20 protein-coding genes and 2 pseudogenes are annotated in these 21,395 nt (G+C 60.8%); 6 read left to right on the top strand and 16 right to left on the bottom strand.

Annotated elements, in window-relative coordinates; all coding sequences use genetic code 11:
* Positions 1 to 172: 172 nt before the first annotated feature.
* From FJ492_RS11155 to FJ492_RS11090, 12 genes and pseudogenes are all read right to left on the bottom strand, one after another.
* Positions 173 to 1,237 (bottom strand): ABC transporter ATP-binding protein, encoded by a 1,065-nt coding sequence (locus FJ492_RS11155; protein WP_140746932.1) that lies wholly within the window; start codon positions 1,235 to 1,237, stop codon positions 173 to 175.
* Positions 1,237 to 2,025, bottom strand: a complete 789-nt coding sequence (locus FJ492_RS11150) for an ABC transporter permease (protein WP_140718387.1) — start codon at positions 2,023 to 2,025, stop codon at positions 1,237 to 1,239. Before FJ492_RS11150 ends, FJ492_RS11155 begins: the two co-directional genes overlap by 1 nt.
* Positions 2,025 to 2,894, bottom strand: a complete 870-nt coding sequence (locus FJ492_RS11145; protein ID WP_140746935.1) for an ABC transporter permease — start codon at positions 2,892 to 2,894, stop codon at positions 2,025 to 2,027. The genes FJ492_RS11150 and FJ492_RS11145 overlap by 1 nt, the downstream gene beginning before the upstream one ends.
* Positions 2,895 to 2,920: 26 nt before the next feature.
* A complete protein-coding gene (locus FJ492_RS11140) occupies positions 2,921 to 4,000 on the bottom strand; it encodes an ABC transporter substrate-binding protein (RefSeq protein ID WP_140746938.1) in 1,080 nt (359 codons plus the stop codon).
* 39 nt (positions 4,001 to 4,039) lie between these two features.
* Positions 4,040 to 5,014, bottom strand: a complete 975-nt coding sequence (locus FJ492_RS11135; RefSeq protein WP_140769901.1) for a PfkB family carbohydrate kinase — start codon at positions 5,012 to 5,014, stop codon at positions 4,040 to 4,042.
* On the bottom strand, positions 5,011 to 6,045 hold the full coding sequence (locus FJ492_RS11130) for an ADP-ribosylglycohydrolase family protein (RefSeq protein WP_181165885.1): 1,035 nt from the start codon (positions 6,043 to 6,045) through the stop codon (positions 5,011 to 5,013). Before FJ492_RS11130 ends, FJ492_RS11135 begins: the two co-directional genes overlap by 4 nt.
* 2 nt (positions 6,046 to 6,047) lie before the next feature.
* A complete protein-coding gene (locus FJ492_RS11125; protein WP_140746944.1) occupies positions 6,048 to 6,773 on the bottom strand; it encodes a GntR family transcriptional regulator in 726 nt (241 codons plus the stop codon).
* Between the two features lie 823 nt (positions 6,774 to 7,596).
* Positions 7,597 to 7,851 carry a hypothetical protein gene (locus tag FJ492_RS29175; protein ID WP_246675994.1) on the bottom strand — a complete coding sequence of 85 codons (255 nt, stop codon included), beginning with the start codon at positions 7,849 to 7,851 and terminating at the stop codon, positions 7,597 to 7,599.
* 11 nt (positions 7,852 to 7,862) lie between these two features.
* On the bottom strand, positions 7,863 to 8,573 hold the full coding sequence (locus FJ492_RS11110) for a Crp/Fnr family transcriptional regulator (RefSeq protein ID WP_246675993.1): 711 nt from the start codon (positions 8,571 to 8,573) through the stop codon (positions 7,863 to 7,865).
* Between the two features lie 677 nt (positions 8,574 to 9,250).
* Positions 9,251 to 9,370: pseudogene (locus FJ492_RS29170) on the bottom strand (Crp/Fnr family transcriptional regulator); the annotation flags it as partial.
* A 402-nt stretch (positions 9,371 to 9,772) separates the two neighbouring features.
* Positions 9,773 to 11,545 carry a DNA ligase D gene (ligD, locus tag FJ492_RS11100; RefSeq protein ID WP_140769899.1) on the bottom strand — a complete coding sequence of 591 codons (1,773 nt, stop codon included), beginning with the start codon at positions 11,543 to 11,545 and terminating at the stop codon, positions 9,773 to 9,775.
* 540 nt (positions 11,546 to 12,085) lie between these two features.
* The gene (locus tag FJ492_RS11090) at positions 12,086 to 12,298 is read right to left on the bottom strand and encodes a hypothetical protein (protein WP_140746956.1); all 213 of its coding nucleotides are present in this window, start codon (positions 12,296 to 12,298) and stop codon (positions 12,086 to 12,088) included.
* Positions 12,299 to 12,880: 582 nt separating this feature from the next.
* On the opposite strand from FJ492_RS11090, the gene FJ492_RS11085 reads away from it, so the two are divergent.
* Positions 12,881 to 13,249: a hypothetical protein gene (locus tag FJ492_RS11085; protein WP_140769897.1), complete on the top strand. Its 369-nt coding sequence runs from the start codon at positions 12,881 to 12,883 to the stop codon at positions 13,247 to 13,249.
* A gap of 69 nt (positions 13,250 to 13,318) precedes the next feature.
* Complete coding sequence (locus tag FJ492_RS11080) at positions 13,319 to 13,582, top strand: hypothetical protein (protein ID WP_140746962.1); 264 nt, start codon at positions 13,319 to 13,321, stop codon at positions 13,580 to 13,582.
* A 288-nt stretch (positions 13,583 to 13,870) separates the two neighbouring features.
* On the opposite strand, the pseudogene FJ492_RS29165 reads toward FJ492_RS11080, so the two are convergent.
* Positions 13,871 to 14,043, bottom strand: a pseudogene (locus FJ492_RS29165) (helix-turn-helix domain-containing protein); the annotation flags it as partial.
* Between the two features lie 164 nt (positions 14,044 to 14,207).
* On the opposite strand from FJ492_RS29165, the gene FJ492_RS11070 reads away from it, so the two are divergent.
* The 4 genes from FJ492_RS11070 (at position 14,208) to FJ492_RS11045 (ending at position 19,303) form a co-directional block, all read left to right on the top strand.
* Complete coding sequence (locus FJ492_RS11070; protein ID WP_140510713.1) at positions 14,208 to 14,399, top strand: hypothetical protein; 192 nt, start codon at positions 14,208 to 14,210, stop codon at positions 14,397 to 14,399.
* A 1,319-nt stretch (positions 14,400 to 15,718) separates the two neighbouring features.
* A complete protein-coding gene (locus FJ492_RS11060; RefSeq protein ID WP_140769895.1) occupies positions 15,719 to 16,600 on the top strand; it encodes a YihY/virulence factor BrkB family protein in 882 nt (293 codons plus the stop codon).
* 1,216 nt (positions 16,601 to 17,816) lie between these two features.
* Positions 17,817 to 18,176 (top strand): sugar-binding domain-containing protein, encoded by a 360-nt coding sequence (locus tag FJ492_RS11050; RefSeq protein ID WP_140769893.1) that lies wholly within the window; start codon positions 17,817 to 17,819, stop codon positions 18,174 to 18,176.
* 779 nt (positions 18,177 to 18,955) lie between these two features.
* On the top strand, positions 18,956 to 19,303 hold the full coding sequence (locus FJ492_RS11045; protein ID WP_181165887.1) for a hypothetical protein: 348 nt from the start codon (positions 18,956 to 18,958) through the stop codon (positions 19,301 to 19,303).
* Here the strand turns inward: FJ492_RS11045 and FJ492_RS11040 are convergent, their stop codons facing one another.
* The 3 genes from FJ492_RS11040 to FJ492_RS11015 all read right to left on the bottom strand — a co-directional run bounded on the left by FJ492_RS11040 (position 19,304) and on the right by FJ492_RS11015 (position 21,390).
* Positions 19,304 to 19,627 carry a helix-turn-helix transcriptional regulator gene (locus tag FJ492_RS11040; RefSeq protein WP_140714627.1) on the bottom strand — a complete coding sequence of 108 codons (324 nt, stop codon included), beginning with the start codon at positions 19,625 to 19,627 and terminating at the stop codon, positions 19,304 to 19,306.
* Between the two features lie 467 nt (positions 19,628 to 20,094).
* A complete protein-coding gene (locus FJ492_RS29565; RefSeq protein ID WP_181165888.1) occupies positions 20,095 to 20,511 on the bottom strand; it encodes a hypothetical protein in 417 nt (138 codons plus the stop codon).
* 531 nt (positions 20,512 to 21,042) lie between these two features.
* Positions 21,043 to 21,390, bottom strand: coding sequence for a hypothetical protein (locus tag FJ492_RS11015; protein ID WP_140746968.1), 348 nt, complete (start codon positions 21,388 to 21,390; stop codon positions 21,043 to 21,045).
* Positions 21,391 to 21,395: the final 5 nt, after the last annotated feature.

Raw genomic sequence — 21,395 nt, 5'->3', positions numbered from 1 at the left:
GGCTCCGATCCTCTCCAAATCAGATGAGCTTCACCTATGCATGACGCTCCCAGGAGAGCCCTGCTCTGTCAGTGGTACAGCTATACGAACTCCGCCAGCCGCGGCTTCAGGAGATTTCCGCGAGAGCATTCCAGAGATTTAGGCCTCTCCTGATGCCACGCGATCGGCGAGTTCAGGCAGCGATCAGTACCGTGCTCTCCGGCGACCAGTTCAGCACAACTTCCTGGCCCTCGGCCAGCCTTTCGGCACCTGTATTCTGCACGATCACCTTTAGCGTCTGGGCACCGCGCTCGACGAAATAGGTGCTGTTGTTGCCGGCGAAGATGCGCTTCGAAATCTGGCCCTTGAGCGTGTTGGCATTGGCGTGATCAGACTTCCCCGCGCCAGTCGAGATCTGGATGCGCTCCGGCCGCACGGCGCAGCTCGCCTTTGCACCCGTGGGCACGGACGCGCCGACAGAGGCAGCGATCGCTGTGCCGTCCGGTAGCTTTATGCCGTTGCCGGTCGCATCGCCGCGCAAGATGTTGGCGTCGCCGAGGAAGGTCGCGGCGAATTCGCTTTGCGGCCGGTCGTAGATTTCTTCGGGCGGCCCCTCCTGTACCAGCCGGCCGTCGCGCAATATGCCGATGCGGTCGCTCATCGTCAGCGCCTCTTCCTGGTCGTGGGTGACGAAGATGGTGGTGATGCCGATCTCGCGCTGGATGCGTTTCAATTCGATCTGCATGTCGACGCGCAGCGCCTTGTCGAGCGCGCCGAGCGGCTCGTCGAGCAGAAGCACGCGCGGCTTGGTGACGATGGAGCGTGCCAGCGCCACGCGCTGCCTCTGGCCGCCGGAGAGTTGATGCGGCCGGCGGCCGCCGAGCTTGCCGAGCTGGACGAGGTCGAGCGCGCGCTGCACTTCCGTGGCGATCGTCGCCTTCGCTTCCCCGCGCACTGAAAGGCCAAAGGCGACGTTGTCGGCGACGCTCATATTGGGAAACAGCGCATAGTTCTGGAACACCATGCCGATGCGCCGCTTTTCGACCGGCACGCGCTCGACGCTTTCACCGCCGATGGCGATGCGGCCGGTATCCGGAAAGTCGAAGCCGGCGATTTGGCGCAGCAGGGTCGTCTTGCCGCTGCCCGAGGGGCCGAGCAGCGCGTAAAAGCCGCCATCGGCAAAATCGATCGAGACATCGTCCAGCGCCTTGTGCGCGCCGAAACTGCGGGAGAGGTTAGCTACCTCGACGCCGGCCATTATTTCTCTCCGCCGAATTTGAAGAAGCGTGCCGTCAGCAGCATCAGCGCCATGGATACGACAATGATGATCGTCGAGACCGCATTGATCTCGGGCGTGAAGCCTTTGCGGATCGCGGCATAGATCTCGACCGGCAGCGTCGTTTGGCCGGGCGTCGACAGGAAATACGAGACCACGAACTGGTCGAACGACACGGCGAATGCAAACAGCCCGCCGGCGATCACACCAGGCATGATCCAGGGCAGCGTGACGCGCATGGTCACCTGCCACTGGTTGGCACCGAGCGAACGCGCCGCCTCTTCGAGTTCCGGCGCGAAGGTCTGCAGCCGGGCAGAGACGACGACGATCACATAAGGCAGCGCCAGCGCCACATGGCCGAGCAGGATGGCGACGAGCCCGCGACCGATGCCGACGCCGAAGAAGAAGATCAGCATCGCCGTGCCGGTGATCAGCCACGGAATGGCGATAGGCGGGAAGAGCAGCGCCTGCAGGAATTTCTTGCCGCGGAATTCGTAGCGGTAGAGCGCGAGGGAAGCCATCACGCCCAGCACCGTTGAGATGATCGTGGTGATGACGGCGATCTCGATGCTGTTCCAGGTCGCCGCGATCAGCTGGTCGTTCTGCCAGAGCGAAGCGTACCAGTCCGTCGTCCACTCGAACGGCAATTGGTAAAAGGGCGACGTGTTGAACGACATCAGCGCCATGATGATGATCGGCAGATAGAGGAAGGCGAGCAGCAGTACGATGTAGAAGCGCCCGAGCCATTCGAGGATGCGCGTCGTCGCCATCAGCCTGCCCTCCGCAAAACTGGAGCGGCCAGCGCCAGGATGATCAGCACGACCGCCAGCAGGATGAAGGACAGCGCAGCACCCAGCGGCCAGTTGAAGACGGCGACGAACTGGTCCTCGATGACTGTGCCGTAGAAGGTGCCGGTGCGACCGCCGAGGATGCGTGGCTCCATGAAGGAGCCTACCACCGGCACGAAGATCAGCGCTGAACCGGCGATCAGGCCAGGCATCGACAGCGGGATGATCACCCGCCACAGCACCTGCCGCCGCGTGGCGCCGAGCGACCGGCCGGCTTCGATCAGCGAGTCGTCGATGGCCTGCAGCGTCAGGTAACAGGTCAGAACCATGTAGGGCACGTAGGAGTGCACAAGGCCGATGATGACGGCGGGATAGGAATACATCAGATCGATGTTGATCTTGAACGGTAGCACCGCGTTGAGCGCCGTATCGAGAATGCCGCCTTCGCGCAGCACCATGGCCCACGAGAAGATGCGCACCAGCCCGTTCGACCAGAAGGGCAGGATGACGAGCAGGAAGATCGCCTCGCGGCTGCGGCCCTTCAGCACCTTGGCCAGCACATAGGCTGCCGGGTAGCCGATGACGACGCACCACAATGTGACCTCGAGCCCGAGACGCAGCGACGCGAGCAGCAGTTTCGAATAGAGGCTTTGCGAAAAGAAGGCCGTGTAGTTGCCGAGCGTGAACGACCACTCCTTCCCGGCCAGGGGCAGGTCGGTCATGAAGGAGAAGAACACCATGGCCGACAGCGGCAAGAAGATCGCCACCGTCAGCCACAGATAGGCGGGCAGGAGAAGCGGCAGGGCGGGCCTCAATCCACGGCGCGAACCGATCGCAAGCTGGTCAGCCATTTTGCCTCTCCTCCGAAAGAGGCCCGTTACTTCACGTTGACCTTCAGCTCCTGCCATAGCGCCAGGTACTTCTCGCGCTGCTCGTCGGTGATCGGCGCCTGGAACTGGATGCGCTTGGCGACCTCCGGATCACCCATCACCTTGCGGTTGAAGGCATCCCCGGGCAGTGCCTCGACCGCCTTGGTGTTGGCGGAAACAGGAGCGCCGACCTTGGTGACCCATTCGACGTAGAACTTCGGATCGATCATGTAGTTGATGAAGGCCGCGGCGCCGGCGACATTCTTGGAGCCGACCGGGATCGAGAAGGCGTCGAGCCAGGCAACCGAGCCTTCCTGCGGGATGACCAGCGAGACCGGCAACTTGAAATGCGTCTTGGCGCGATCGGCCGAGCCGCTCCAATAGGTGCCGATGTCGATCTGGTTGGAGGCGACCATCTGGTTCCAGTCGTTCTCCGAGCTCCAGAAGGTCTTGATCTGCGGCATCAGCGAGGTGAGCTTCGCTTTGACCGCTTGCATATCCTTGATGTCGTTGATGTTCTGTCCCGAAGCCAGCGCACCGAACTGCACCGCCTCGACGGCGTCGTCGCGGATGATGACGCGCCCCTTATGGGCTGGGTTCCACATCTCGGCGATGCTCGTCGGCGGCTTGTCGAACGACTTGTCATTGATGGCCAGCGCTGTCAGGCCCCACACCCAGGGCACACCATAGACTTTGCCGTCATGGTCAAGCATCGGCGAACCGGCCTTGTCCTTGGCGATGTCGGCATAGTTGGAGAGTTTTGAGACATCGATCGGCTGGATCAGCTTGCCGGCCATCGCCTGGTCGTTGAAGGCGGCGTTGATCATGACGACGTCGTAGAGGCCGGGATTGGTCCGGATCTTGGTCAGCATCTCCTGTTCGGAGTTGAAGAAGTCGTTGACCACCTTGAAGCCGGTCGCCTTCTCGAAATTGGCGACCGCCCACGGCTCGTCGGCGCCATAGCCTTTCCAGTTGAGCACATGCACTTCCTCGGCCGCTTGTGCAGCCAAAGGGAATGCATAAACCATGAATGCTGAGACGAAGACGGCGGTCGCCGTCAGAAAAGCGGTCAGTCTGGGCATGCGCATGTTTTCTTCCTCTCATTGTTTGCCCGGTTGATGGACTTGTTAAGTTGCAGTCGCTTCCTCCCGGCCATGCGCCGTCGTTGCTTGGGCGTGCTGGGTCAGGAATTCCTGGGTTTCTTCATGCGTGGGTGCCGAGGACCCGCCATGGCGGGTGACTGAAAGGGCTGCCGCAGCGTTGGCGTAGCGGGCCGCCTCGCAGGGCGGGATGCCGCGCGACAAGGCACTGACGAAGGCGCCGATATGCGTGTCGCCGGCGCCATTGGTATCGACGGCCCCCACCTCGAAACCGGGCACCGCGCGAGTGCCGCCATCGGCTATGCGCACGAGGCAGCCATGCGCACCGGCGCGGATGACGACGCCTTCGGCCCTGGGGCAGTGCTCGGCGAGCAATCGGATCGCGACGGTCTGGGCATCGCCGGTGCCGGCGATTTCGGCGGCCTCGTTGGTGTTGCAGCTCAGCCAGGTCGTCCGCACCAACACCCTGTTCAGGATTGGCCGCGGAATGTCGGCGATCACCGGCGTCGGGTCGAAGACCAAAGGAATGCCGGCCGGTAGCGCCTCGATCCAGTCGGCGAGCACATCGCGGCTGCCGGGATAGCTCAGCGTGTAGCCCGAGGTGAAAACCCAGTCCCCCGCCATGATCGTGACAGGCGCCATCATGGCCGGCGTGAGCTGGCTCTCGGCCCCTGGCCACGAGACGAAGGTGCGTTCGGCGTCGCCGCTAATCATGGCGACGCAATTGCCGCTGTCCATCGAGGGCGACGGCGGCGTCAGCGTCTCGATGCCTTCGGCCGCGAAAGCGGCCCGCAGGAAGTCGCCGTCCGGACCGGTGCCGAGTTGGCCGCCGAATACCACCTTCATGCCGGTGCGACTTGCCGCGACCATCATGTTGAAGCCGCCGCCGGCAACCCGTGCGTAGCTCGTCGCGGTCTTTTCCGTGCCCGCCGCCGGCAAGGCATCGATGCGGTAGACGTAGTCGACCACGGCGCTGCCGACATGGACGAGCCGTCCCCTCATGCGGCGTCCTCCTTGCCTGGGCCAGTCTTGGAATGACGCGCGGCGACCAGATCGAGAGCCAACGTGCGGACGTCAGCGACGTCGATACCATGCAGTTCGCAGATGCGATCCTGCGGCAGCTTCGACAGACCGGCGCAGGCGCCGGCCATGCCGGCGGCAATCGCCCCGATCGTGTCGGTGTCGCCGCCGAGATTGGCTGCGATGACCGCAGCCCGCCATGCATCGCCTTGCGCGACCTCCAGCACCGCGAATGCCGTCGGCACTGATTCCTGACTTGCGACGCCCGTGCCGACCAGGTCGACGATCAGCTTGATCGCTTCCTTCTCACCCTTGCCGCGAACAAGGTCCTGTGCCCAGAGGATGCGCGCAGCGATGTCGCCGCCGGTGACCCAATGGCCGAGCGCGGCGCCAAGTCTTGCCGCTGCGACCCCGTGGCCGCAAGCGGCGCGCCAGTCGCCACCCGAAATACCGAGACTGACAGCGGCAGCGACCGCGGCAGCCGATGAAATGGCGATCGAGGTGTTGTGCGTGGCCCGGCAGGTTTGGGCGACCTTGGTGACGAGGGCATCGAGCGGCTCCGGCGGCATCATGATGCCGACCGGCGCGATGCGCATCGCCGCGCCGTTGGTGTCGCCGCCGCGGCCGGCATCGTCGGCGGGCACACCGCTGTTGATGGCGTCGATGGCGCGCTTGGTCGACGGACCAAGCAGGTCGTAGCTGCCACGCGCCTTGACGTCGCGCTCCCAGTCGAGCAGCGCGTTGACCCAGCGCGCATGGTCGAAGCGCTCGCCGGACTCGACAAGGATGCGGCCAAGCAGCAGCGCCTGTTCGGTGTCGTCGGTAACCGTGCCGGCGGGCAGCCCTTTCGACACCGGGTGATCGGCGGCAGGCGCGACGAAATCCTCGACATGGCCGTAGAGCTCGGCGATGCGAGACGGCGACAGAAGTTGTGTCGGCATGCCCAGCGCATCGCCAAGCGCCCCGCCGATCAGCGCCCCCATTGCCCGATCCATCAAGGCAGCGTCCGCCATGCTCAGAACTCCAGATGGAGCGCGAAATGCGCCGGATTGAGCAGGCTGGTGACGAATTCGATGGCGCGTCCGTCAGCGGCGCGCGTCAGGCGGCGTGTACGCAGGAAGGGCGTGCCGGGCGCACAACCGAGTATCGCGGCGTCGGCAGCGCTCAGCATTTCGACGTCGACCCATTCCTCGCCATGATCGGGAACAAGTCCTGCCCCGCGCAGCGTCTGGTGCAGAGAGCCTTCGCGCAACCCGCGCAGCGGTATGTCTTCCAATTCGGGCGACAGCGGCAGGCGGCTGCGCTCAATCGAGATGGCGTGGCCGTCATCGGCATTGGTGCGGGCGCGATCGACGGCGATGAAGGACCAACTCCCGACCCCGAGCCTGGCCGCAAGTTCCGCGTCCTCGATAATCTCGAGCCGCAATGTGCGGGTCTCGGCATTGGCGCCCGCATTGGCAAGCGCGCGCGACCAGCCGATCGCGTCATCGACCGGCATGCCGTCGAAGGTGACAAAGGATCCGATGCCGACCTTGGTTGTGATGAGCCCCCGGCTCGACAATTCTTCGAGCCCCTTGCGGACTGTGTTGCGACTGACGGAGAAGCGCTGGACGAGCTCGTTTTCGCTCTGCAGGCGGTCGCCGAACCCAAGCAGGCCGGAGCGTATCTCATGCTCCAGAACCGTGGCGATCTGCTCGGGCTTGCCCGTGCCGGGAGTGAGTTGCATCGCGCGACGAGCCATATCGATACCTGTTCAGTGAACCTGTATGGTCCTGTTCAATAGCTTATCTGAGAACAACCGTCAACGGGGCACTGCCTGCCCGCAGTATTTGCGCGAGCCGGCCGAACGCAGCATTCCCACGCGTGGTTGGGAGCGCCTCGCTGCGGCCTCCAGGGACCGCTGCTCGGACCCGCTCCTGGTATAGATCGAGTTCGCCTGCCTCTCTGTCTCACGTGCCAGCCTGTTGACTGCGGCAAAGGCTGCCAGTCGGTCGGCCCGATCTCATAGTCCACTTTTCCTGCGGATATCCCAATGCCAGATGCTGACCAGTTCCGAGCCGTCGAACTAGCATGAGACGTTGAGTTTCAGGAAACGCAGCACGCGGCCTCCCACCAGAACCTTTCGATGTCGTGATCCCCCAGACCTTTGTCCACGACGTCCACCCCTTGCGTGGCCGCGCTATAAGCTCGCTTTCGCGCGTGGCCTTCCCTACAAGCGATTGCTTACATGCACGGACTCGGACGTTGAATGGAAGCATTCTCCGGTTGGGAGTGAGGGCAGTGGGCAAAGGTCAGCAGCATTACGCCAGGAAGAGAACTGGTGACTTGAAGCCGGGCGTCGACAGGCTGTAAAACTCGTCAAATTGGCCGGGAAATTATGAGCCAAATATCGTACCACCTTGGAATTATCCATCAGCCGGTCAAAGTAGCGGCCGGTCGCTAACAGTTCCAGGCTCACAGAGCCACGTCCTTCCACAGCGCCCAGAAACTCATGGCTTAGCCTGCCAAGCTCCGGCGTCAGCGCTCCCAGTTAATCTTCAGACACGTTGGCAATCATCGCCGGATTAAAACCCTCGGCCAGCATCCCCTGTGGCGTAAGGGCGACGAGCATCTTCACGTATGTGAATGTGACCCGGTCCATGGCAATCATCAGCCTCGCGATCTCCAATTGCCTGGCCGGACTGCACATGCCGCAGCAAGCCGAAGATCAGGCCTTCCATGGCCTCACGACGTGCTGCCACGATCCCATCACATTCGATGCCTACCTCACCTTTGATGACCGCATTGCTGTCTCCGGCGTCAAAGAAATATCTCGCCATCGAGCCCGCCCTCACAACGTTCTCGCGTTCTTTTGGTGCAGGTAGGTGGTGTCGAAATCTCCTGCTCGAATGAGCCCGGCCCAATCAACGGCGTGAAATCGCGAGCCCTCGGTGACAATCAACCCGTTGCGTCGAAGTTCCTGAAGCGTTCGGTTCACGTGCACGGTGGATAAGCCTACCGCATCGGCAAGTTCCGCCTGCGTGATCGGAAGCTCCGCTACATGGTCGCTGATGAGCCCCACGGAGCGAAGGCGGACGATGAGTTCGCACAGGATGTGCGCCGTCCGAGCATAGGCGTCGCGCCTTCCAACGTTGGTGACCCACTCTCGATAGATCGCTGCGTCGATCAGAGTCGAGCGCCAAAACACCGTGGCTATGGAAGAATGTTGGTCGCAAATGGCCCGCAAGGCATCGTGCCGCATGAGGCCCACGCGGACGCGCGTGAGAGGTGAGAACGTGCAATCCAAAACCGAGAGATGCAATCCATGGAGATCGGGAATGTCTCCCGGAACAAAGAACGAAGTGACCTGCCGCTTGCCCTCGCCTGTAAGCTTGGTGGACCCTACCAGACCGTCCAAGACAACGAATGAATTGGTGGGACGATCACCCTCGCGCACAATGTCCTGATCGGCATGATAGTCCCGTGTCTGGAATTGGATGCTTTCCAAAACGGCGATGTCTGACTGCGTGAGATCAGAGATGTTCTGGAGCTTGCGGATCATAATGTTCGGGGAAGGGACATGTGCCAAATTCAGTGACCGGATTGATTTAGATGCCGAACTTGCATGGGGCACTAATGTTCCCGGCGCTTTTCGGCGATCGCGCCTGCTAAAAAAGCGCGAGCGGCTTGCAAAGCCAGTGGCCGCACATCACCGTCAAGCTAGCCTATGGCATTACCCTTCAGGCTATTCCTTCCGTCGGACGTTCGCCAAGCCATCTGTCCCAGAGATTTAAGACCGGACAGAGGCACTTCGGGCCAATTGCTATTCTTGTGCGAATCGCCTCTTCTTGTCCGAGGACCAATCGCGACGCAGTTTGCTGAATCCATGGTCCCCATCCTTGAAGGCGACCGGCGTCTATCCCGCCCCCCGCCAACCGGCGTCGGTCGCCCCACTTCCTGTTGCAGGCTTTTTTGCGGACTGCTGCGCCAGTGCCGATCTGCTACAATCCCTTATGGCCGTCCGAATAGTGGTTTTCTTGGCGCTTCTTTTCGCGTTCGCCTACGGATTCGCAAAACTCGTGGAACGTTATGGCAGCGTTGGCGATCGGCCCTCTCGATGTGGTCAATTGTCGACCTTTGGTTGCCCGGACCCGAATACGCCACCTCTCGCGCCTCAACCAAACGGGTAGAACCTGGCAAGCATTGGTGAGCGGAACTTGAGGGTAACACCGAGCTGACGATGAGTTCGCACACAATGTGCGCCGTCCGAGCATAGGCGTCGCGCCTTCCAACGTTGGTGACCCACTCTCGATAGCTCGCTGCGTCCATCAGAGTAGAGAGCCAAAACACCGTCGCTAGCGCCGTTGATGCGCGCCGTCACTAAGACGATCCCCTCGAAAGGTTCCGCGCCCTGTCTACTTGCCATTGATCCGATCAACCCGCCAGCAATGCTGGCGGAAACGATCCCAGCCAGTGCTGTCGGTGAGAACCCTGCACCCTGAGGAGCAATCCCAAAGCCAGAAATGCGCTCAGGCAGAATAACCCGCCAAAGAACGCGGTGAGAATCGCGGCTGGACCGATCCCCAAGCCCGCCAACTCGTCGGGAGAGCCGCATTGCCTCCAACCGAAAACGAAAACCGCGTCTCGGCTACGATACGAACCCGTGGTTTGTTAGCTCGTGCGGAACTTTGAGGTTCGCTGCGATTTGCTGACGGCAGCTCCCACTTCTGATCCAGGTTCGCTGCTCCGGTCCTCGCCGGATCAGGCTGCCTTCCTAGTGGCTGCCCTGAACGGATGATCCATGGTGAAGGCGTCGGGCCGAATGGACCGCTCAACCTGAGCCCATGTCACTGGATGCGCGATTGGAAACCCGGGGCGGGCTCGTGGGGAGAACGCACCTACGGCCGTGTTGCCTCTCCCGTTGCGAAGGTAGTCGATGAAAATGCGTCCCGTCCGTGCTGCCGGTGCAGCGGACAAAAGGTAACGGTCGGGCTGAACGTTGATAAGACTTCGGGCAAGCGACTTGGCTAGTTGCCGGGCGCTGTCGTGGGTCATCTTTGGTTCAATAGGCGCCATCAAATGGATGCCCTTGCCGCCGGTGACCTTAGGCCAACTCTTCAGACCTGCAGCCTCCATGATGTCGCGAAGCGCCAGGGCCGCTTCGATCACCTGCTTCCATTCGACGCCCTCGCCTGGGTCGAGGTCGAGAACCACGCGATCGGCGCGATCGATGTCATCAATGGTGGCGTTCCAAGGATGAAGCTCCACCGCATCCATTTCGACCAGCCCGAGCAGACCAGCAAGATCGTCGACCCACACGCGCACTCCTTCGCCTCCCTCGCGCTTCTGGACGCGTAACTGATGCACGGCCCTCGGAATGTCGGGCAAGGGGCCCTTGTGATAGAAAGTCGCCCCATGGGCATGCCGGACCAGTTTCAACGGTCTGTGGCTGAGATGAACCAGAGCTTGGTCGGCAACCTGCTCCCAGTAGCCCCTAAGCTCATGCTTGGAAGGCGACACCGCGTCTGGCAGCAGCTGCAGGATGTTCTCACGAGGCACACCGCGTTCGTTGGCCTCGTGCCGCCGCTTAGATGGGGCGGGCGGCTTTGCGGGGATCGTGACGAGGTCTTCACGAAGGCCCTTGAATACCGCTTCCCGCAAGATGCCGCGGTCGGTCACGCCGCTGAACTGCACCTCGGCCAAAACGTCCGGCCTAACCCATGTGGCCTTGGGCTTGTCGATCGGCTCCGACAATGGCGACTTGTCGATAATCAGCGGGTCGAGCCGCTCGCGGACCTGCCGCGCGGTGATCAAGCTGTAGCCGCTCTGCGCCTTCCCGGCATAAACCAGCCGGTCGCCTTCAGGCCTGCCGATGTAGAGCGAGGCGATGCGACGCGGGTGAGCGCCAAGCTTCTCGACAAAAGCCACGATGGGAAAGGTGTCGCTCTTGATGCATTTGATCTTGACCCAGCTTGTCTGGACGCCGGAGCGATAGGGGGAATCGGCGCGCTTGGAGACGATGCCCTCCAACCCCATCTTGCAGGCGTGGGCGAACATGTCCTTCCCGCTTACCTCCAGATGCTCGGCATAGGTCAGGGTCGGAGCTGTATCTTTGAGCAGCTTCTCCAACGCAGCCTTGCGTTCCGAAAGCGGCTGCTGCCGGAAATCGCGCCCGTTGAGATGAAGCAGGTCGAACGCGTAGAACATGAGCCTCGACGAGTTCGGACTGCCTAGCTCCCGTTCCAAGGCTTGATAGTCCGGCAGCCCAGTATCGCCTAAGACCACAGCCTCACCATCGATGATCGCGGATTTCACCGGCAGGCTCGCCGCCGTCTGAACAATTCTCTTGTACCGATGCGACCAGTCGTAGCCTCGCCGGGTGAAGGCTCGCGCTTTTCCACCTTCGAGGATAAGTTGAGTCCGGTAGCCGTCGTACTTGATCTCGTGAAGCCAGTTGCCGCCATCAGGAGCTTTCTCCACCAGCGTCGGCGATTGGAACTCGATGAACGACAGCCGGTCTTCGGTCCTGCTCATGTGCTCGCGACTCCCGGAACCGGGAGTCAAACCGTGCGACGGCAATCAGTTCCGAGAACTTTAGCAAAAATGCATATAACGGGCTTGCGGAGCCAGTCTGAAGGGAGGAGAACCGCGCCACGCGACCTACGTCGGGCAGCTCCGCGCGTGCCCCCGGTTGTCGGTACGCGGGTGTATCATTTTAATACAATCCTCAATTGGTGGACTTGTGCGATACACCGGCAGCTAATTCGTCCGTCAGGCCAAAAAGGGAGAGAGGCCGCGAAGTGGGAGAAAGCGATGTCCGTGCAAAAAGAAGACTATCGAACGAACAGGGCTGACTATGCGATTGCTGCGAAGCGCGGCGGTGCGCTTGCTGATGGTGGCGACTACGTCGAGTTACTGGCACGAAGAAAGAAGGCGCTTTGGCTTAAGGATCGGCGAACCGCCAGATTGGCCGCAAACCCCACGGAAAGTTCGTTGGGATCCAGACCTAGACTGCGCGGATAGCGCCAGCTCTCAGTACGCTTGGCGGGCTTTCTGGATAAGCATTACGATCAGTCACGAATCCAGAACAATCGCCAGGTGCCGTGCTGCCGCACATTCCACAATCAGTTCTTGGAGGCCAGCATCAGTCAATTTGGTCCTCGTTTTTTTCCGAACGATCCTGATGGCCTCGTGAACGGAGATGCGCGCGCCCTTGCCTCGATCATCCAGGTAGCGGCCGATCTCAATCACCGCGTCGGCGTCAACGTCCTTGGGCAAGTCGCGCATAGCCTTTCCCCCAACCGGGAAGCTAGACATGCTTGCTGCAAAAAGCAAAATCCCGCCGCGACCGCAGGGTGCCGCTCAAAGGCTGAAATATGAGCGATGGCGATTGAGAGCGGCTGGCAGCCTGGGCTGCGCGTCGCTCGCCCGAAAAGTCGCATACCATCGCCTCGAATTCTACTTCGGTGTTGGAACGGATCAACGGCCGCTTTTGACGTCAGCAACGAGGCGCTGACCGGGAGGGTGATCGGTTTTGGCTAACTTGCTCCATGAATTTTGATGCGCAGCTCAGGGGCTGCTGCACTCTAAGATCGTCCTCCACGAGGTGCCCGTTTCCTAGAATTGTCCCGGATGCGGTCAGCCGGTCGATCGGCGGGATTTGCGTCAAGTCTTCTGGCGTAAAGTGCCTAGCCATGAGCCTCTGCAGCCGGAGTGACCTGCGACAATCCTCGAATTTCCGTCGACGAGTACAGGGAAGCCACACTGAGCTGGGCCACACCCTATTCCCTTGGTATCAAACCGACATTTGAATCCTTTACGGGCTGCATTAGCTTACACAGCTAGAGTCTTAGCTATTGGGAGGTAGCTATGATCGTAAGCTATATAGACATGGCGCAGGCGATGATTGACGCCAGCTTCCTGTCTCAGCACCGTTCTATGGCCGACATTACCTCACTTCGCGGTGACATAGCCCAAACCCGGCGCGCAATCGCGGCATCACGCGAGCTTCTAAAGCGGCTTCGCCAGCGCAAGATAGGGGAGGCACTCAGAGACGCTGAGCACCACCGGGTATCCGCGTGGGATGCAGACATCGTCCGCAAGGTCTTTGAGGATTTGGTCGTGGAAGTGAAGACGCCAAGGTCTCAATGGCGCGCCGTCGCTCAGTACCTGGTTCACGAGTTTACCGGGTCCGAGCGTGTCGAGCCTGCGTTGGTGGATTGGATCATCAGGAAGTAAGGCGCTAACCACCGCGCGGTGGAGCTTAGGGTCGAAGGAACAAAGGGTACGCCTTTTTGTTCGACTCCAATGGTGCTTTATTATTTCGATCTAACCGATAACGGAACCGCCTACCCGGACACCGAAGGCACCGACCTTCCGAGCCTGGTATCCGCTGAAGATGAGGCAGCAAGGGCGCTGCTGGAAATAGCAAAGGACAAAATGCCGGACGGCACCTTCCGAGAGGTCGCCTTGCATGTACATGAGGGTACCAGCAAACCGCTCTTTGTGGTAAAAGTCACGTTCGAACTATTACGCAACGGGTCTGATAGTGATGGAGCCGTGGGAACCTGAAGCCTTACGCAATGTAAGCGCTCGTATGTACCAGCGATGGGCGGCGGCACAGATTGACGATCTTCGCTTGAACATTGAAGACACTCGCCGCGTTATCGAAGAGTCCCGCAAGCTGCTGGATCGGCTAGCAGCCAAGCCAGGCGCAAATGAACCCTTAGGCTCGGAAAAGCCCCAGCGCTTTGGTCCGGACCGGATTTCAGGCGGGAGCTATCTCAGTGACCGGTCGGCGGCTTCGTGACCGTAACCACGCCCGCTATCGCCAACAGCCCCGCTCGATCCCGTATTTGTGACCTCTCCCCGCCGGGCTTGAATCAGTCCCTGCCCCTTGAGCACCTGGAATGCCAGCGTCACACCCGGGCGCCTCATCCCAAGCATTATCGAAAGGAATCGTGCGTGATCGCCAGCCTGTTGCCGATGACGCGGTCCGCTCACATCAGGAGCCACCTTGCCAGTCTTTCCTGCCGCCAGATTGGGCCAACCAGCGTTGTGACTGCCGACGGGCGTCATTCGAACGGATGAACCAGGTACCTGCCAGACAGTGGCGTCTAAGCGCTACTCCTGCTAGGCAAGCGAACGGGCCGCCGCGCGGTTTAGCCTGGGTCCATGGTGTGCTATAATTCGCCTCATGGGACAGAAGGCAAAGCAGAAGGCGAACAACCAGGCGACGGAACGTCCAGTCGATCGCGAGCGGGCGCGAGAAGCCGAGTACTACGCCCGCAAGGTCGGCATCACCAGAGACGAAGCTCTTAGAATCATCCACGAAGCCCAGGTTCCGAAGCTTGCCATAGTCCACAAGGGCGGCGCGAAGGCAAAATAGGCATCGCAGTCGGCCTTGTTCTGTTTTGCCCTGCCCTTCTTAGGAACAAGCGCGACAGTGTCGAGGCCGAGCGCGGCTCATCTGCGTCGCCTCCCAAGACAGCCACGCCTAATCCATGGGCTCTACTTGACCGTGTGACCCTCGTCCTATCTTGTCAGCGCGCGGCGGACCTCCGAGCCGCCATGGCCGGCGCGGTAGACTCAGGCACTGCGTCGGCCGCCTCCACCTCCACCTAGCGTGACTTCGTCGGGTCGACATTGGCAGGCTTGACGGAACGCTGTCCCAGCCGATCGGCCCTCAGACGAGCTGTCTTGGCTTCACGGGCTTTGCGCTCCGCATCGATGACGACGCGAGATACGCGGTCAGCCCGTTCGTGCCTTAGCTTGTCAACCTTGCGCGGCATATCGGTCCCCTAAAATGGTCGCCCGCGCCCCTCGGCAGAAGCGCGGGCAGTTGAGGCCCGGACCTCAACCGGCGGCGAGCCCTGGAGAGCCACTGCCACCAATCTACCAACCAGCGACAGTCGTTCAGGTTCCAGGGCCGCCGCCTTTGCCGATCGCACAGGGCCCGCCTCACTGGCGAGGGAAGCGGCCCGGCCAGGTCTCGGGGACCTGACCGGCAGCACGGGAGCTGCCGCTTTTCGAACCTGCCGACGAATATCAAGTTCCCATATGCCCGCCGGCCATAGCCAGCGGGCAGTCACATGGGACGACCGCCCGGGAATAAAGCGGGCCGGCTCCCGAACATTGGTCTCTGACACATGTTCCAGCAGCCCAACAAAGAGGCCATCGGTTGGGACCCGGGGCACTTCCGGAGTGCTTGGACCAACCAGCATAGGTCAATCGAGGGCGGGAGTTGGGTGGCTACCCCGACAAGCTTCGGGACGTTGCCGCAGCTAAGCTCGAAGAGGGCACTGCTGAGGTTAAGAGGATCGCAGCCGAAGGCTATCAGGCGGTCACCGAAGCTGCGCGGCAGGCGTCGCGCGAAGGCACGCTGACCGACAAGGTCCGCGAGGTCGTCAGGTCCGCGGCCGAAAGTACGGAAAATGCGGTCCGCCAACGGCTCGCCAACTCTAAGCAGTCTCGGGAAGAAGGTGCTGGCCAGAAGCCTCGCGCCGGCAAGCCAAAAAAGCCTAGGCGGCCTTGAGCGATTAGACATAGACCCGGAAAAAACCCGTGTCGCGATGGAGCTTGGGACCGAACCCCGCGCGGGACTTTCTCACTGGTGTGGAACGCTTCCCTTTGTCGCAAGTTTGCCCCTTCGGGACATCAGGCATGAACTTTGTCCGGGAAAGTTGATACCTTCCGTCGAGGAAATCCATGCTTGAGGCGTGGCGCATTGCGAAGGCCAGCGTGGCGGGCTTCATTGCCGACGGCGCTCTCAGTCACGGTGCAGCCATGGCGTTCTTTGCGGTCACGTCACTTGGACCTGTTTTGTTGCTGGTCGTGGCCGTAGCGGGCCTGGTGTTTGGACACGACGCCGCACGCACTGCAATAGCCGGTCAGCTTTCTGGATTGATGGGACCCCAAAGCGCCGAGGTGCTACAAAGTGCGCTGCAAAGCGCCTCAAATCCGAAGTCGGGAAATGATCGCGACCTTAGTTGGCCTGTGCACGTTGCTTCTTGCGGCATCCGGTGTATTTGGCGAAATGCAATCGGCATTGAACATAATTTGGAGGCCAAACCCGGAGGAAGCTCGATTGCTCGGCTGATCCGGGCGCGGACGGCCAGCTTGGGATTGGTCATTGCACTCGGCTTTTTGTTGCTCGTCTCGCTGGCGGCGAGCGCAGCAATTAGCGCCCTCAGTGGCTGGATCAACCAGCTGCTGCCCTTCGGATCAGTCATCGTTGAAGGGCTGAACATCCTGTTCTCCTTCTTCCTTATCGCGCTGTTATTCGCAGCGATCTACAAAGTCCTACCGGATAGGGAGTTGCAGTGGCGCGATGTATGGTTCGGGGCATTTGTCACCTCTGCACTGTTCACCATCGGCAAGAGCTTAATCGGCCTTTACATTGGGAGCAGTGGCGTGGCGTCTTCGTTCGGTGCGGCCAGTGCGCTGATCGTCGTGCTGCTGTGGATCTACTACGCGTCATTGATATTTCTTCTCGGGGCCGAGTTCACTCATGCGTATTCCCTGGAACACGGCAGCCAACGGGGAGGCGGACAGTCCTCGCACAACAGTAGTCCTCGTCGGGGGCAGTGAAGCTGACTCCACGCGGTGCCTTTTCTTCAGCACTAACGCCTGTTCAAGGCGAGATTCGGGATTGTGAGATGCGATACGCAGCGCTGCGGGACTGCGTCAGCGTGGCCTGATGATCTCGCGCCGTGAGCCAAAGCCCAATGCTCGAGGTGGCGGGCTGCTGCGCGTGCCACCAATGAATTGATCCGGACGCGGCCGACCCCGTCGGGAACGCCGGAGACGCAGCGGGGCTCTGTTAGGCGGGAGCTCCGCATAACATCTTGAGCATTGTCAGCCTAATTCGCGCCAGTTTCCGCGCGGGAGCATCGAAACGCGGGTGGCAAGACTCAACGACAAAGTCCAACGTCATTAGATCAAGCAGAAATTGGTCGATCGTGTCGGTTGCACCGTCTGACCTTTCCTCTAGCTGTCTTAGCAGTTCGCGCGCCTGCTTCACCGCTGCCGTGTTGGGCATGTCTATCAAAGCCTCAAGCCGCTCGAAGATGTCCAATTCATCCTCACGTGCAACCGCAATGAAATGGGTGCGGCCCCTAATGTCCAGCGAAAGCGCAATGGTAGTACGAGGCGGGGTCGCTGGGTAGCCCCGCGGCAAGTCTAAAACGTGATGGCCGCCACGCCGTAACCAGCTCCGTCTCGACCGATCGTGAGGAAGGGCTCCTCGTCCGCGCCGCCTGGCTGGCTTATGTCGGAGACCTCACGCAAGCCCAAATCGCCAAGTCCCTTGGCCTAACTCGCCTTCGCGTCAACCGAATGCTGGCGCAGGCCCGCGAGCGGGGGATAGTTCAGATCCGCATCAATTCGAAGGTGGCGAACTGCATTGAGCTGGAGAACCGGTTGCGTCATAGCTACGGCGTCTCGGATCCAATCGTGGTTCCGACACCGCCCGATCCTGCTCTGCTACCCCAAGTCATCGCAGCCGCCGCCGGGCAAGCCCTGTCGCTCAGGATCCGCGACGGGATATCGGTGGGCGTGGGATGGGGTCGCACGCTCCAACTCAGCCTCCGGTCGGTGACCGTACGTCCGGTCAAAGGGATGTCCGTCGTTTCCTTGCTCGGCGGACTGACGCGCGGGTCGGCGATCAGCATCTATGAGATGGCGTCGCGGCTCGCTGCGCTTTACGACGCGGACTGTTTCTACATCGCCGCACCGGTGTTCACCGATACCGAGGCCACGCGCGATCTGCTGATGCGCCAGTCGATCCTGGAGGACGCCTTCAGCCATGCCCGCGACGTCGATGCCGCTTTCGTCTCGGTCGGTGCGGTGCACAAGGACGCCACCATTTCGGATCGGGCTGATAGGCGAGGACGATCTCATATCGCTGCACCAGGCAGGCGCCGTCGGCGATATTTGCGGCCACTGGATCGATGCCGATGGACAGCTCGTCAATCACCCGCTCAACCATCGTGTGATAGGCCTCGCTCCTGAAAGCCTGCGCGACATCGACACCGTCATCTTGCCCTCCGGTGGCCTCGACAAGGTTCCGGTGCTGCGCGCGGTGCTGCGTCTCGGTGTCGTCGATGTTTTGATCACGGACGAGCAAACCGCTGCGGCGATCCTTGCAGAAAAGGCCCTAGCGTAGACGGGCCTTCAGCATCGGTTGCCAAAGATCGAGTGAAACAGCGCCTTGCGCGCGGCTGCAACGGGCCAGGACAAAGCCAGGACCACGCTTCTTATGCAGTGGTCGCAGGGTCAATCCCTGCATCGCCTACCAGCCAGCGCACCGATCCCGTTGGATGTTACGCTCAAAGCGTTTTCACTGAAAAGGCAACTGGCGCGAAATTATCGCATGATCGCTAAATCAGTCCTCTGCGAACGTTCAGGTGAGTGAACGCCGTCACCAGGATTGCGCCGACCATGAAGTAGAGCGTGGGAATGGCGTGGCCGTTGTGGAACTGGAAACCAGCACAAAGGAGGGCTAGCACAACGGCGAGAAAGGCGGTTAGACGCGAGAAGTTATCGGACATGGGGCGACCTTTGAAAACGGGTGGCCGCCCTCAATCGGCCGCGCGCTCTATAAAGCGATTTGCACCGCCCTGCAAGCTCGGCCTGGTGTAGGCTCTTGGCCCGACACAACCCGACGCTCACAGGTTTTCCACTGTGCCCTGTTGGGGGCGCAGCGGGCTGGCGAAGCCCGTCATGACACATTGTGCCACTCTGGCGCCTCCCGTGGACTGGTGCCGGCCGGGCATGGCGGGTATCGAAATCCTGCCGTCGAACACGCTCCTGATCCTCGCAATCTCGCTAACGTTACGCGAATAGCCGCGGCCAGAACCTGCCGAGTGCACACGAATTTACGCCAGAATACGACCCTTTTCGCCACGTTTCGATCTCTCAGTGCACATGGAGCGCACACAAAAAATGGCCACCTACACAAAACTCTCGTCCGGCTCCTGGCGTGTCCAAGTCCGTCGCAAAGATCGCTACGTCAGCGAGACCTTCCTGCGCCGCGACGACGCACGGTGCTGGGCGACGGAAACAGAGCGCCAGGTCGATCGCGGCGAGACGCCGACCAAGTCTCCTTTAAGACATCTGGGGAAGTGTAACCTCGCAGCTCTCGGTCGCGAACGGCTAATTCGTTTTGGTCGCGATGGGGCCGCCCAAGGTGCCGGATTCGTCTCCACCGAAATAGGCCTGGAGGAAGAGGAAATGGAAATCTCTGACGAGGGAGATCTTATCGAGAGCCGGACTCCAAGTTTCTGCCGATAGTTAGGCCGCTTCTGCTGCCGTTCGTACGGATTTACGCGGCTTGTGTCGAACGACCACATCAACTTTGTAATCGAGCCGGCCCAGGCACCGAACAAGGCGATCGATTGAAAACTTCCCCGTACGGCCGGTGACGATCGCTGATACGTCTGGCTGTTTCATGCCAAGCAATTGAGCCGATTTCGCCTGGGTCAGGCGCCGACGCTTGATAATGGCGCGGATCTCACGAGCCAGCTTGGCCTTGAGCAATTCCTCTTCGGGATTGTCAAAGCCCAAATCCGCAAACACATTGCCGCTGCTTACTTCGGCGGTGATGTTTTCAGTCATACCTTGTTCCTTTCCCATAGTTTTCGCGATAGTGCGCCTCAGCCGCCTTCAATCGCGCCGTAACGAGATCGATTTCGGCTTGGGCGCCCTTCTTCGATATCGACAAAGCCTGGTGGGCGGCGCGGGGCCTGCAGATGGCGGCTTTGCTCTGGGGCATTCCTCGAGGCGAACTGGCACTGCCTCTCGCGTATCTTATCGAGAGCGGGGGCCTCCCTTTTGCTCAAACGGGAATATTTCCGGCGAGAGGTCGAAGTTCGACTGATTTGCGTGGCCACCAACAAGCGTCCAGCTGCGCCATTGTGGGTCGAGACGCACCCCGGCTGGCGCGGCGACGTTAGAGAATCTGGCGCGGAGCCGAATGGAGTCGCCCTGCGCGCGCCGGGCCTGATGAACTAGGCGTAGCGCCCAAGTCCTAGCCTACCTCTTGCACAAAGGAACGCGTCGACTTCGTAAGCGTTGACTGCCATTCAGCGAGTGGCCGCATGCACCTTATCCAGATCTTGCTTCCCCGAGCCGACAACGGCGGCCAGCCTTTTCCGCGGGAAGATTTCGATCGGGTCAAGGAGGAACTGGCGAGCCGATTTAAAGGCGTTACGGCTTTTCTTCAGGCGCCTGCGGAGGGCCTGTGGCGGCAAGGCGCGGAATCTGAAAGAGACGACATCGTTATCTTCGAGGTGATGACGGAAGAAATCGATCTGGCGGACTGGCACGACCGCCGCGCGGAACTCGAACGAAGATTTCGGCAGGACAAGGTTATCATCCGCTACATGCCGATGGCGCTCGTCTAGGTCGACGCCCGGCCTTCGACGTCGATCCGCAAGAGCGAATACGATCCCGAGAGCGAGGTTTTCTCCGTGTGGTTCGCTGCGAGTGGCAAGCGCCATGACTACGAGGGTTCCTGTGGAGGTCTACACCGCATTCCGAAACGCCTTCGCCAAGGCCGATTCTTCAATGACAATATCCGGGACCGTTTTCACTATCGGCTGATCTCGGACGATTAACGATTTCCGGTGAGGCGACGCTCCCGCCCCCGGCTCGGCGTTTGCCGCGCCAGCAGGCTTCGATTCCGGCGAGCCTTTGTGCCGTAGAAAAATCGACGAGAGGACCATTACGCTGTAGTTGGAAAGATTCAAACCAGAGGTTGGCATCCATAAGGTAGCTGACAAGAGACTGTACCTCCCCGCCGTGGCGAGGCGCCTGGTTCGCCGCGCCGAGGCCGTGCTCTTCATTGTAGGCTGGTATGACCCGACCAGATCATGCCCCACGCGCCAAATCGGAACAGTGCTACCAAAGCGATCTCAGGCCATTGTGCCGAAAGAATGTTTTCGCGGCCGCCACACCGCTTTTTGCGCGCGCTCGTACAACAAGCGTGAAGCAGAGGTTGGCTTAGATCCAAAGCACTCGCTTGGGAAACGCTAGGCGGCGGCCCCGTAGCTCGGCATTCTCGACGGCGGAACCTGCCGACTGCCATCACCGTCACGGCACTCGAAGATGTAGACATCGCCGTGGCCATTGCCGGCCGCGGTAAAGGCAACGTCATCGAAGTTGCCGCTGCGTCCTAGTCCTTTAGCCGCAATGCCGAAAGTGGCTGTCTGCACCAAGATAGCCCGCGCCCGATCGAGAGCCGCGTCGTCGTTGCCAGCTTCGATACTCGCCATGTCGACCGTGACACAGTCTCCGCCTTCACCCCAAAAGACAACACGCAGGATGGGCTCTCCGGTTGGCGAGGTCGCGCGCGAGACATCGGTTCGAACAATTTGCACTGCGG

It is taken from the genome of Mesorhizobium sp. B2-5-4 (assembly GCF_006441095.1).
Classification (GTDB): Bacteria; Pseudomonadota; Alphaproteobacteria; order Rhizobiales; family Rhizobiaceae; genus Mesorhizobium; species Mesorhizobium salmacidum.
This window is presented reverse-complemented; position numbering and strand designations above follow the sequence as displayed.

Bases quoted from the DNA above. Each gene is read 5' to 3' on its own strand.
- FJ492_RS11085 (WP_140769897.1), top strand. From the start codon at position 12,881: ATGATCGTAAGCTATATAGACATGGCGCAGGCGATGATTGACGCCAGC.
- FJ492_RS11110 (WP_246675993.1), bottom strand. From the start codon at position 8,573: ATGATCCGCAAGCTCCAGAACATCTCTGATCTCACGCAGTCAGACATC.
- FJ492_RS11140 (WP_140746938.1), bottom strand. From the start codon at position 4,000: ATGCGCATGCCCAGACTGACCGCTTTTCTGACGGCGACCGCCGTCTTC.
- FJ492_RS11045 (WP_181165887.1), top strand. From the start codon at position 18,956: ATGGCCACCTACACAAAACTCTCGTCCGGCTCCTGGCGTGTCCAAGTC.
- FJ492_RS11130 (WP_181165885.1), bottom strand. From the start codon at position 6,045: ATGGCGGACGCTGCCTTGATGGATCGGGCAATGGGGGCGCTGATCGGC.
- FJ492_RS11145 (WP_140746935.1), bottom strand. From the start codon at position 2,894: ATGGCTGACCAGCTTGCGATCGGTTCGCGCCGTGGATTGAGGCCCGCC.
- FJ492_RS11135 (WP_140769901.1), bottom strand. From the start codon at position 5,014: ATGAGGGGACGGCTCGTCCATGTCGGCAGCGCCGTGGTCGACTACGTC.
- FJ492_RS11080 (WP_140746962.1), top strand. From the start codon at position 13,319: ATGGTGCTTTATTATTTCGATCTAACCGATAACGGAACCGCCTACCCG.
- FJ492_RS29565 (WP_181165888.1), bottom strand. From the start codon at position 20,511: ATGGCGCTTGCCACTCGCAGCGAACCACACGGAGAAAACCTCGCTCTC.
- FJ492_RS11090 (WP_140746956.1), bottom strand. From the start codon at position 12,298: ATGCGCGACTTGCCCAAGGACGTTGACGCCGACGCGGTGATTGAGATC.
- FJ492_RS11125 (WP_140746944.1), bottom strand. From the start codon at position 6,773: ATGGCTCGTCGCGCGATGCAACTCACTCCCGGCACGGGCAAGCCCGAG.
- FJ492_RS11060 (WP_140769895.1), top strand. From the start codon at position 15,719: ATGCTTGAGGCGTGGCGCATTGCGAAGGCCAGCGTGGCGGGCTTCATT.
- FJ492_RS29175 (WP_246675994.1), bottom strand. From the start codon at position 7,851: ATGGCGAGATATTTCTTTGACGCCGGAGACAGCAATGCGGTCATCAAA.
- FJ492_RS11040 (WP_140714627.1), bottom strand. From the start codon at position 19,627: ATGACTGAAAACATCACCGCCGAAGTAAGCAGCGGCAATGTGTTTGCG.
- FJ492_RS11070 (WP_140510713.1), top strand. From the start codon at position 14,208: ATGGGACAGAAGGCAAAGCAGAAGGCGAACAACCAGGCGACGGAACGT.
- FJ492_RS11050 (WP_140769893.1), top strand. From the start codon at position 17,817: ATGCCCGCGACGTCGATGCCGCTTTCGTCTCGGTCGGTGCGGTGCACA.
- FJ492_RS11150 (WP_140718387.1), bottom strand. From the start codon at position 2,025: ATGGCGACGACGCGCATCCTCGAATGGCTCGGGCGCTTCTACATCGTA.
- FJ492_RS11155 (WP_140746932.1), bottom strand. From the start codon at position 1,237: ATGGCCGGCGTCGAGGTAGCTAACCTCTCCCGCAGTTTCGGCGCGCAC.
- ligD (WP_140769899.1), bottom strand. From the start codon at position 11,545: ATGAGCAGGACCGAAGACCGGCTGTCGTTCATCGAGTTCCAATCGCCG.